The 11683-nt window shown below is 62.4% G+C and carries 10 protein-coding genes; 1 reads left to right on the plus strand and 9 read right to left on the minus strand.

Annotation, left to right across the window (positions count from 1 at the left end):
- The first annotated feature begins 93 nt into the window (after positions 1-93).
- Positions 94-2022, plus strand: coding sequence for a tyrosine-protein phosphatase (locus PTT45_RS05155; RefSeq protein WP_273811885.1), 1929 nt, complete (start codon positions 94-96; stop codon positions 2020-2022).
- A gap of 60 nt (positions 2023-2082) precedes the next feature.
- On the opposite strand, the gene PTT45_RS05160 is transcribed toward PTT45_RS05155, so the two are convergent.
- The 9 genes from PTT45_RS05160 to PTT45_RS05200 all read right to left on the minus strand — a co-directional run bounded on the left by PTT45_RS05160 (position 2083) and on the right by PTT45_RS05200 (position 11668).
- Positions 2083-3048 carry a helix-turn-helix transcriptional regulator gene (locus tag PTT45_RS05160; protein WP_273811886.1) on the minus strand — a complete coding sequence of 322 codons (966 nt, stop codon included), beginning with the start codon at positions 3046-3048 and terminating at the stop codon, positions 2083-2085.
- Positions 3049-3146: 98 nt separating this feature from the next.
- Positions 3147-3896, minus strand: a complete 750-nt coding sequence (locus tag PTT45_RS05165; RefSeq protein WP_273811887.1) for a substrate-binding periplasmic protein — start codon at positions 3894-3896, stop codon at positions 3147-3149.
- Between the two features lie 400 nt (positions 3897-4296).
- A complete protein-coding gene (locus tag PTT45_RS05170) occupies positions 4297-8481 on the minus strand; it encodes a DUF6701 domain-containing protein (protein WP_273811889.1) in 4185 nt (1394 codons plus the stop codon).
- Between the two features lie 2 nt (positions 8482-8483).
- A complete protein-coding gene (locus PTT45_RS05175; protein ID WP_273811890.1) occupies positions 8484-8843 on the minus strand; it encodes a hypothetical protein in 360 nt (119 codons plus the stop codon).
- A 43-nt stretch (positions 8844-8886) separates the two neighbouring features.
- A complete protein-coding gene (locus tag PTT45_RS05180) occupies positions 8887-9780 on the minus strand; it encodes a PulJ/GspJ family protein (RefSeq protein WP_273811891.1) in 894 nt (297 codons plus the stop codon).
- Positions 9771-10265, minus strand: coding sequence for a type II secretion system protein (locus PTT45_RS05185; RefSeq protein WP_273811892.1), 495 nt, complete (start codon positions 10263-10265; stop codon positions 9771-9773). The genes PTT45_RS05180 and PTT45_RS05185 overlap by 10 nt, the downstream gene beginning before the upstream one ends.
- Entirely contained in the window at positions 10262-10693 is a 432-nt protein-coding gene (locus PTT45_RS05190) for a pilus assembly FimT family protein (protein ID WP_273811893.1), read from the minus strand. The genes PTT45_RS05185 and PTT45_RS05190 overlap by 4 nt, the downstream gene beginning before the upstream one ends.
- A 6-nt stretch (positions 10694-10699) precedes the next feature.
- Positions 10700-11158, minus strand: a complete 459-nt coding sequence (locus PTT45_RS05195; RefSeq protein ID WP_273811894.1) for a type II secretion system protein — start codon at positions 11156-11158, stop codon at positions 10700-10702.
- A 21-nt stretch (positions 11159-11179) separates the two neighbouring features.
- On the minus strand, positions 11180-11668 hold the full coding sequence (locus tag PTT45_RS05200; RefSeq protein ID WP_273811895.1) for a type II secretion system protein: 489 nt from the start codon (positions 11666-11668) through the stop codon (positions 11180-11182).
- Positions 11669-11683 lie beyond the last annotated feature (15 nt).

Below are 11683 nucleotides of genomic sequence, written 5' to 3' on the forward strand. Positions count from 1 at the left end.
GCGCTGCGATTCTCCTCTGCCGCCGCTTTGTCATATTCGCGTTCACAACCCTGCAGATAGTGGCCCCGCCAACCAACACCAAGGGGCTACACCGTGCTGCACCGCGCTCTCTATTCGCTCTCCATCCTCAGCCTGTCCATCGCCACCGCTCATGCGGCCGAGACCTACACCCTGGACACGCCGAGACTGACCGGCATCGACAACTTCCGCGATCTCGCCGGCACCACCAGCGCCTATACCACCAGCCGCGACGGGGTCATGCGCTCCGGGGTGTTCTACCGCTCCAATGCCCTGACCCCGAGCGGGACCGACCTGGAGATTCTGAACGGCCTGGGCATCAGCGACGTCTATGACCTGCGCACCCCCAGCGAAGCAGCCGGAACCCCGGATACCCTGCCCAGCGGCGCCAGCTACCAGCTCATCGACATCATCGGCAGCACCACCTCGGGGTCGAACATCACGACCTCCGCGCTGAACATCACCAGCGCCGCCCAGGCCGTGGCCATGATGGAAGATACCAACCGCGCCTTCGTCAGCGATGCCGGCATGCGCGGCCAGTTCGCCGTGCTGTTCAACGAGCTCGCCGGGGCCGACGGGGCCGCCCTGTTCCACTGCACCGCCGGCAAGGACCGCACCGGCTGGACCGCCGCGGTGCTGCTGAGCATTGCCGGCGTGGACGACGCCACCATCATGCAGAACTACCTGGCCACCAACGACTACACCGCCGACCGGGTTGCGGCCACACTGGCGCACATGCCGGCCAGCTATGCGGCGATCTACGCGCCACTGCTCGGCGTACAGGCCAGCTACCTGCAGGCCGGCTTCGACGAGGTCGTGGCGCAGTACGGCAGCATGGACAATTACCTCAAGGAAGGCCTCGGCCTGAGCCAGGAAACCATCTACGTGCTGCGCGGCAAGATGGTCTACTACAGCAGCCTGCCGGAGACCGCCGGCCTGCTGGGCAACGCCGCCGCCGGCGCGCAGCTGCTGACCCAGCTGCAGAACAGCAGCCTGGCGGGGGACTACACCGCCTACAACTACTACCTGCAGTCGGCCATCGACTCCGGCACGCTGAGCGGCGTGGAGTCCACCATCGGCGGCCAGGTGCATGCCGACGCCACCAGCTACCTGCTGCGCCAGGACGCACTGATCGACAAGGCGGCCGAGCCCTATGCCAGCGGCATCGAACTCCAGGCCGGCCAGCGCCGCCTGTGGATGACCGGGCTGGCCGGCTATCAGGGCAACGACGGCTCAGCCGAGGCGGCCAGCAGCAACGAGCACACCCAGGGCACCATGCTCGGCGTTACACAACGCTTCTCCGAGCAGCTCAGCGGGCATGCCGGTTTCGGCTACAGCCGCGGCAACGTCGGCGGCGCGGGCGGCGAGGTGGATACCGACCTGACCTTCATCGGCCTCGGCGCACGCTTCGCCCCCAACGGGCTGGAGCGCGGCCTGTTCGTCGACGCCAACCTCAGTGGCGGCTGGCTCGACTACGACAGCAGTCGCGAACTCGGCGGCGGCCTGGGCAAGGTCAGCGGCGACAGCGACGGTACCCTGGTCGGCGCAGCCCTGGCGCTGGGCTACCGCCTCCCGGTGAGCAGCGTGACCCTGGAGCCAAGCCTGGGCCTGCGCGTCAGTCGCCTGGACCTCGACGGTTTCCAGGAGCAGGGCAACGACCTGGCCCTGGACGTCGACGATACCAAGGAGACCCGCACCAGCGCGGTGGCCAATCTGAAAGCCAGCTTCGCCCCGCAGAGCCTGAGCGGTGGCTGGCAACTGGTGCCGGGGCTGGAGGTGGGTTACGAACACGTGCTCGGCGACCACGAGGTCGACAGCGAGGGCCAGTTGCTGGGCCTGGATATTTCCCAGCGTGCCGCCTTCGACAGCCGCTACCAGTTCACTGGTGCGTTCAGCCTGACCGCCAACCTGGGTGAATTGAGCCTCGGCGCGCAAGCCGGGATCAGCGGCGGTGGCGATAGCCACGGCGCCAGTGGCGGCCTCAAGGCCAGCTATCAGTTCTGACCACAGGCTCACCCGCTCTGCCTTCCCCGGGCAGAGGGGGTGAATACCTCGCCGGCCGAGTCAGCGCGACCTGCGCAGCTCCGCAGGGCTCAGGCCAAAGGCATTCTGGAAGTACTGGCAGAAGCGCCCGACATTGCTGAAGCCCAGCGCCAACGACACCTCGCTGACCGACTGCACATCCTCCTGCTGCAGGACCTGGTAGGCACGCTGCAGCCTGACCTCACGCTGATAGGCGCCGATCGAAGTGCCGGCGAAACGCCGGAAGCCATCCTGCAAGGCGCGCAGGCTGACGTTGCACAACTCGGCCAGCTCGCTGCCGCTGATCAGCTTGCCGGGGTGCTCCTGCAGGAACTCCATCGCCAGCTTCACATGCCGCGGCGCGATCGAAGGTCCCGGCCGCCGCAACGCCTCGCTGTAGTTGTGCGGCCAAGCCTCCAGCACCGCATCCACCAGCATCTCCTGCAGCCGCGCCGGCATCAGCGAGCCGCCATGCAGCAGCGCATCGAAGCCGCCGCCGGTGGCCATCCCGACCACCGCCTTGATGCCCTGGCAGGCCTGGACGCTCAGGTCGACCACCGGCTGGAAGCGCACCTTGTGCAGGATCGGCCGCTCCAGCAGCGCCGCCAGGCGTCGGGCGAAGATCGAGCGCCTGACCGAGAGGCCGTATTGCGAGTGGCCGTCGATAAATCCCACCGAGCGCACCGCCGCCTTCTCGATGGCCAGGCCCAGCTGCGGCACACCCAGCGTCTCGCCGGCCTGGTTGAAGACCACCTTGCCGGCCGTGGGGAAGATGAAGCTGATTTCATCGTCCATGTCGGGCAATGCGGTGAGCAGGTCACCGCGAAAACTCAGCTGACGAAAGCTGACGCCCTCATAACGGCCGTACACACCGGCAATGGCAATCTTGTTCTCCGGGCGCGGCAGCCCCGAGTAGAGGCTGCCGAACATGCGCGTGAAGAGTGCGCCGAACTCGTCGGCGCTCAGATTCTCCGAGCGGATCAGGAACGGCTGGCGGGCTGTGATCATGGCTGCCTACTGAGGTTGGGCGATGCCACGCGATGCAGTCGCGTGGCGAATGGCCGCGCAATCTAGCAACAGCAAGTTACAACTCTGCTATGCCTGGCTCACTGTTCCCCACTGTCCAGGCCGTGCCGCTGAAAGATGCGCCGGTAGCCGCCGTCTGCGCGCATCGCCTCGATACTGGCATTGAACTCGCGAACGATCTGCTGGTGCAGCGGATGGCTGCGGCGCACCAGGATGTGCAGGCCGTTCTCGCTCAGCGGCGGCTCGATGAATTCCACCGCGTTGCGGATTTCCCGCAGGTCGCTGTTGAGGTGGTACTGCGCCACCAGCTCGTCCTCGAGGGTCAGCTGCACCCTCCCGGCCGCCAGCATGCGTGCGCCCATGGCAAACTCCAGCACCGGCACCTTGCTCAGCCCCGCGGCGCTATCGAAGGCCGCGTCATAGCTGTAGCCGCGCACCACGGCGATGCTATAGGCGCTCAACTGCCCCAGATCGGTGTATTCGATGGGCATGCCGGTGCGACGCAGAAAGCGGATGCGATTGACCAGATAGGGATCGGAGAACAGCCCGTAGCGGGTCCGCTCGGCGCTGTACCAGGCGGCGACCACCACGTCGTAATCGCCCTGCTGCAGCCCCCGCAGCACCCGCGCCCAGGGCACCTCGACATACTCGGTGCTGTGCCCGGCGCGCTGCAGGGCGGAACTGACCAGGTCCACCGCCAGCCCGTTGTTGGGCAACGTCTGATCGGTGAAGGGCGGCCAGGCATCGCCCGTCAGGCGCAGGTGCTCGGCCATGGCCGGGGCGTCCAGCAGCAGTGCAAACAGCAATGCCCAACCGCGTAATCCGCTCATGCGCCATGTCCGACTGCCAGAAGACTCCGTGAAGACTAGTCCCCCTGCCCTGATCCGCACAGCTGCCGAAAAGACGCCCTGAGTGCACCTGAGCGAATCTGCATACGGAGGCGCTGCAGCAGAAAAATAGCCACGGTCATAAAACTGGCACAGCTCCTGCTTAGTATCAGGTAACTCCAGTTTTGGGGACCTTGGTACAGGCAGGCCGGGGAATCCCCTCTTTTACACCCCAGGCAAAAAGGCCGCCCTCAGAGGCGGCCTTTTTCATTTCTATGCAAGAAATCAGGTATTTCGGCGCGGCTTCCTGCGCTTACCCGCACTCCAGGCAGCCAAGTCATCGCGAAAGCGCCCGATCAGAGGCGAACGATTCTGGTGCAATCGCACCGATCCGGACCATGAACTAGCGATAGACCTCACGGCGATAGATCAGCGGCGTCGAACCTCGATAGATTCCGAAGGTTGCGGTCGCCGCGGCGTCGGCCGTGATTTCGGAAGAAGTGGAACTGCATATACCACCATTGGAAATGGCCTCGGTATCCCGCCTAGTGCACAGCCAAATTGCCGCTGACAGCGTACTGCCGCCCTGGTGGGAAGAAGTTACTTCGAAGCGCAGGGTTGCAGCACCATTCAGCTGATTGTTCTGTCCCTGTTCGGCAACGACTGGAAGTCTCGTCTTGTCCCAAGCCCCTAAAGAGACCTGGGTCAGATTGCCAATGTATTGGTACTTGCTAGGGACGGCGCTCAGGCCGGTGCAGCTGTCCGCGGCCTGCGCCCAGGAATATCCGCTCCATTGTTCGAGCGGTATAGGCATCACCGCAACCGGCTTGGTATTGCTGCCCACAGCCACATCCGGCGCAGCCACATTCTCGGTACGCAAACGCCCCAGCCTCACTTTGCCGGCATCCACAACCGAGGACAGGAAGTCGACCGACGTGGTGCCCTTGTCCTGACTGTAAGAAGTCGAGTCATCGTCGACCAACTTGCTCTTGTCGATGAACATCTGCACCTTGCCGTCGAAAGGCGAGTCCTGCGAAGAGGGTGAAGTCGGCTTCAGATAACGCAGTTGACCCGATAAGGCGAAGGCTCGCTTGCCATCCTTCGGCGTTGCATCCGAACTGAGCACAAGGGCTGTCTGACTACCCAAGCGCACCGCCTGGCAGAGCGACGGGCTATCCGCAGCTACACAAGCGTCGTAAGGGGGCGCGATGCGTACGCGTGAATCGATCTCGGAACGCCCTGTACTGGAAAAGTAACGATGCTCAGGGACGGTGCTGAAGCGCCAGAAGAGATCGTAGTTGAGGGTGACACTCCCCTGCCGATTGCGCCCCTCGATCGTCAGCTCTGAGGTTGTCTTGGGAACGATAGGCTGGCCCTGGTAGCTAAAAGATCCGCTGGCAGTCGGTATCCCGCAGCTGGGCGGCAACTCAGCGGCTAGCGCAACATTCAAATAGGCTGGAGCGAAGCGACCGACCCGGTCGCTGTAGCTCAACGCATGCGTCATGCTCCTGCCCAGATAGGCCGGAGGGGTGGCCACGATCCGGAAGACGCCGACCTCGGAAACCGAGCGCTGCACTGTCGTACTGGCACCGCTATGAGCGTATTTCGCCGGGTCAGGGTCGACGGGAAGCCCCGCATTTCCCAGCGTGGCGTTCACACCTCCGACAGGAGCAAGCAGCACGGTGCTCAATGCCACATCGGCCTGCTGGTAATTGGGGGTCGTCTCGTTATTACAGATATTGGCGGCCATGAGCGGTGGAGACGAGTCCGTAGCACTCGTCCAGATCACCGGTTTCAGACGGACATCGAAGAGGTCGCCCGCGCGTATGGTGCTGGAGAAGCGTGGCGAGTCGAATGCGTAGTTGCTCGATGTCGCTTGATCGGTTGGCGAGTCGGTCTGAATACACAGGCCATAGGGGCGACTGACGAATGGAAGCAAAGTGGAGCCGGTAATCAAATGGCCAGAGGAGCCAGGGCCAGGATTCGCCGTGGTATCCACATAGCTGGCGTTCAGGTTCATCTGTCCGGCGTCGTTATAGCGCACGCTCAGCGGCGCCCGGCCATTGGCATCGAAGTCCAGATTGAGGGTCGTCGGGGTTGCCGTTGCGGCAGCCGCGCTCGTCGTAGTGGTTACGCTGCTGTTGTTGACTACCACCGACTTGGTGCCGCTCGCTGGATCGCTGTAGCTGGCATTGAAACGAATTCCGCGTGAAACGTTGGCAAAACCAGGAACGCAGACGGCCGAGTTATCAGCCTTGCGCACAGCCTGAATGGTTCCATCCACCGGCTTGCCAGCGATCATGTCGGGCACATTGATCAGGAAACCACTGTCGGCATAAGTGATCTTGCAGCCACTGGTAGAACAGACCCGCTGGGTCAATGGCCTGACGGCAGGCACCGAACTGCTTTCTCCAATGGTTACCTCACCCGCCCCGCTTCTTAGCTGGACGGTCGCCGTTCCCCCGGAGAAGTTGATGACGTTGCCACCCGTGACCGTAGCTGGAGCGGTCGCAGTCCATCCGGCCGAAGGACTCATCGTCACACTGACCGGATCGGTATAGAGGCTGGAGCAACTGGAATTCAGGCAGGCCTTTATCGTGATTGGCTGCGGATTACAGGTCAGGGCCGTACCGGAGTACACATACTCGAAGTGATCGATCTGGGCCCCGATGGTGTTCATCCTGTTGGCGCAAATCTGCAGGTTGTCGAGGTCATGGTTGTTTGCATTGCTGCCGGTCGAGCCGGTGAAACTGACCCAGAAATTCTGCGGAACGGTGCCCTGAACCCCACTGGCGCGCACGTCATAGCTGGATATCAAGGTGCTGAAACTGTTGCCCGAGCCAGTGGTATCACGCTCGACGGTGACCAGCGTCTTGCCCGATGTCCGGGAGTCGATGGTGATCCGATAGCGGTGACCGGGCGACGCGCTCGTCGTGGCGCTACTCGCATCGACCCCTGGCGAGAGGGTGTTGGTGCCAGTGAGGTAGGCATAGCTGCTGGCCGTGCTACCACGAATAGCAACTGCATCTGCCCGGAAGGCAGGGCCACCGACGCGCCCTTCGGCAGCTGCGGAATAGTTGCCGAACTCATCGAGACCAATGCCCAGCCACCCGCCATCGAACCCGGAGATACCGGTTTTCTGCGCATAACCGAGGGAGCCACCATAGGCACCTGGCTGAGGGGTTATCGCGGAGTCGGAAAGAATCAACGCGATGCCGTCCGCCCCGCGAGTCGACTTGTTCGAGTAGCCGTTGTAATCGAACGATACCGTGATGAGGTTGTTCGCCGCCGGGAACAGGCGTTGGAAGGTAACTGCAGTCGCCACCTCGGTACTGTCATCGGTCAGGCGCAAGCGATTGGTCACGATCTTCGGCACGCCGAATGTGCCGCTGCGGCTGGTCACGGCCCAGTCGCTGGTACCCAGCGCAGTGCGGTTGAAGTTGTCGCTGACACAGGATGGCACCGGTACCGCTTCGCACAGATCGGTCGGCGAAGTCAGGCTGGGGGTACAGGTACCCACCACTTTGCTGTTCCCGGTGCCGGTGATGGTGCTCCATGAGGCCGCAGTGACATCACCGGTGACGTTGGTACTGCCCAGCGTGATGGTATTGGTGGACGTCAGATTACCCGTGACGGTGCTGTTGTTGACCACCAGATTGTTGTTGGTAGCCGAGGCGTTGCCATTCAGCGTCAAGCCGCTCAAGGTGATTTGGCAGCAACTGCCGCTGATGTTGCCGTTGATGGTGCCGCCCGTGAGGTTGATGGTGCCTCCCGTTGCCACGACATCACCGGTGATGTTGGTGTTGCTGGAGGTCACCCCGTTGGTGCCGGTGACCTTGCCCCCCACGCTGCCCCCACCGAGGCTGACAGTACCGTTGGTGCTGGTAACGGCCCCGCCAATGGTCGTGCCATTGGTCGTCGTGATATTGCCGCCGGAGGAGAGCGCCCCCGCGACACTGCCGGCACTCAGTGATGCCGTGCCACTCGTGGTGACGTTGCTGCCGAACGTCGTCGAGGTTGCAACCAGGGTGCTGGTGATCTGGGCGGCGCCACCGATGGTGGCATTGGTCAGATTGTTGGGGCCGCTACTGGTCAGCGTGCCATTCACCGTCGTGCCATTGAGGGTGATCGAGCCGCTGGCAGACTCCAACGATCCGGTGATGGTGCCTGCCGTCAGCGAAATATTGCCGCTGCCCCCCTTCACCGAACCGTTGATGTTGTTGGTTCCCGTCGCGGTGATGGTGCTGTAGTCGGTCTCCAGGGAAATGTTCTTGCCCGAGGTACCGATGCTGTTGCCAGCCAGCGTGAAGCCCCCGGCCGCCCGGATCACGATGCTGTCGAGGGGCTCGAACCAGGCCGTGGAGACAATGACCACGTCTCCTGCTGCCAGCACCACGCGACCACTGCAGATATAGGTGCTGCCGCTGTTCGGATTGGACCAGGTGCCGCCCTGGCAAGGAGGCGGGCTATGGGTCGAGAAAAAGCCCTGGCCGAAGGTGTAGGTGGCAGCCTGGACCAGCCCCGGTAGCAGCAGGCAGGCCAGTAGAAGCGTCAGGCGCGAAAAGCTGAATCGCTGCATGATGGTCATCGCTATCTCTCAACTACCGCTGTCAGCTGTCGGTAAGCGTAGTCAGGACGGGCACTAGGATTGCCATTCTGCGCCGTGGCGGTAAACCGAAATATGGTGATCGCTATACCCTGCTCATTGGTATAGCCACTGCTGTTACAGGCCACGGCCACTGTGAACTCGCTCAGGTTGCCACCCAGGGCTGGGCTACCCGTAGCGCAGTTTCTGTTGTTGAAAGCCTGGGTTATGCCCCACTCGAGTCCGCTTCTAGCCGCTTGATAAGCTCGCGCCTGTTGAATGGCCAGGCTGGTAGTAGCGTGCTGACCACTCGACAGACGTGCCATTGCCGCAATCAACAGCGCCACCACGATAATCAGGAACATAGCTGCTACCAGACCGAAGCCCGCCGAGCGGTGCTGGTTCAGGTCAGGGCGCATTGTCGACATGGACCTGTTGCATCAGTTGTACGCTCTCGCCGTCCCGACTGAGTTGCAGATTGAGGGCCAGCAGACCGGTACGCTGAGTGCTGCCTGCCTGATAAACAAAGCTGCAGTTGGTGACATTGACCGCCACCGGCTGCGGGTTGGAGTTGTTTGGCGGAGGGTCCGGAATAGCAGCCTGCAAAGTGTTGTAGCTATAACGCAACAAGCGGCCAGCACCGTCACAGCGGTATCCAACCACCTCCTGAGCCAGATACATGCGCCGCTGCGGCGATGCGAAGCTGAAGCGAAAACCACCAGCTGGCAGATTGCCGAGAATGACCTGGCTCTCCCCCGCCGGCGTTCCGGTGACCGCGCTGAAGGTCGTGCCTGTCGGCGTAATGACTCCCGGATTGGCCGGCGCCCATACATTGTTGCCTGCCACAGGAACACCTCCCGAATCAGCACCAATGTTGTACAGCACCATCCAGCGGGCTCCGGCAGGGTTAAAGTTGCCATCCAGAACCTGCACGCTGTCGCAGCGACCTCCAGCTGTCGAACTACCGCATGAACCCGCTGCGCCACTGGTGAACACCAAGCCTTCGCTGCCGGTCCGATTCGGTCGATAGCGCCCTGCGCTATGGATCAGCAGCAACTCCATTGCCTGACCATTGGCCGAGACTCGCAGAGAGTTCGGGATGGCCAGACGCACATCACGACTCATGCGGCTCAGAGCCCCAGCCGCCTGGTCCACCAGGATTGCCCGCCGGCTCTGCCCGGCGAACCCCTCCATCGGTCGCGACAGCACAGTGCTGATCATCAGTACCACCAATCCTGACAGGGCGATGACCATGACCAGCTCGACCAGCGTAAACCCCTTCCCCAGTATCTTCACGGGCATACGCTGTTTCCACTCTGGTCATAGCCGTCATAGCAGGTTCGATAGCCCGCGAGCGTCAGCGTCTGGCCGGTCGGATCAGTCACAGTGACCTGAGCATAAAGCACCCGGTTAGCGGCCAGGCCTTCCCAGGCCTGCTGCGCAACTAAGACTCGCACGGAATATCCGCCCAGGCCGGCCACCAACTGCCCTCGCGCGTCGCGAGCCCCGATATCGTTGAGGCTGTTGTAATCGCAGACATTGTCGAAATTGGCACGCCCCGCTGGCGCTGCCGGGCAGATATTCCCGCTGCCCGGGTCGAGAAAAGGCTGCAAGGAGATCTCTTCGAGATAAGCCTCGGCGATGGCCAGGCTCTGCTGCCGCAGCATGGGATCGGCCGAACGGCCGCCGATGGCTGCCATGGCGCTGTACAACGCGGCAGCGGCGAGACCGACGATCACGATGGTGAGCACCAACTCGACCAGCGTCATGCCACGTTGACGCGTCATTGCACCAGACCTGTAGTGGCCGCCACGCTGATATTGAAGCCGCTGATAGTGGCGGCTGCAGCCGCCGAAGGCTGCCCCTGGGAGTCGAACACCACTGGAAAAGTGGTAGCCGTGATACTGACGCCGCCTGGCAAGGCCTTGGCGTAGGGCGTCTGACCATCGGGGCCCTGCACCGCGACGAAGTTGCCGCTAGTGCAGGTGGCGGCGCGCTGCACGCTGTAACCACTGACGCTGTTCAGGTCCACCTGAATCAGGCAACCGCTGGCCACAGCCAGCTTCTGCCCATAACGCACAGCGGCGAGTGCTTCTTCGTAATACAGGCGCTGATCAAAATCTGATCTAACGAAGAAGCGCGGCCCCACCACGGCGGCAAGGATACCGATGATGACCATCACCAGCATCAGCTCAACCAGGGTGAAGCCGCGCATCGGATATCAGCACCCCGCTGTATTGGAAGCAGTGATATCGCTGATGGTAGGTGCCGCATTTGCAGCCGCAGCAGTGTAGGAGAACGAACAGGTTGCCGGCGTTGGCGCACCTTTCACCCTGATGACAAGAGGAGCAGCACCACCGCCAGAGGTATCAAACTCACTGCTCAACTGTGCTGCAGCCACGATGCCGGCAGCATCTGCAGTCGGGTAATAGTTAGCCATCGTGATGGCAACTCCCTCCAGGGTCACGGAACCACCGGCAGCAGTTCCCTTCGCCAAAGCAACGGAATGCGCGACAGCAGATGCGGAGCGCACGGAGCCTAGGGCGCCATTCAAAGTTGCTATACGTGCATCCTGGCCCAAGTTCGCAAATCTAGGCAGAGCGAACGCCGCCAGAATGCCCAGAATCACGATGACCATGATCAGCTCGATCAGGGTGAAGCCGCCTTGTTGTTTTTTCATTTTCAGAGTCCCTTGGTTGGGTTATTCGGTGAAGACCGTTTCCACGGTGCCATCGGTGGGATCGTAGGTGATGGTGTCGTCGGCACCATCCGCCTGGTAGGTGTACACGCAATCGGTGCCACCGCTGGTGGCGACATAATCGATGCCAGTGGCGGCCGCAGTAGCCACCTTGGGAGCAGAGCCTTGCAACAGGGCACCCCAGAGACCAACACAATCGAGAGTGCCCCCAGTACCCAGCGGCCAACCGCTTGCATTCACGTCGACGGTACCGTCACCGAAGCCGACCACGTTGGTATTGGGGTTAGCCACACCCTTGCTGCGATTGACCTCCCACTGCGAGCGCACCAGCACCACGGCGGAAGCCAGAGCCCCACCCGCGCCTTCGACGGCTGCGCGGTGCGCATCCTTGGTCGCGTTCATGAAGCGCGGCAGCGCCACCGCGGCGAGAATGCCGAGGATGACGATCACCACCACCAGTTCGATCAGGGTAAAACCTTTGCTGTTCTTCATCGTGCTTCCTCTCTG

The sequence above is a fragment of the Pseudomonas sp. Gutcm_11s genome (assembly GCF_028649395.1).
Classification (GTDB): domain Bacteria; phylum Pseudomonadota; class Gammaproteobacteria; order Pseudomonadales; family Pseudomonadaceae; genus Aquipseudomonas.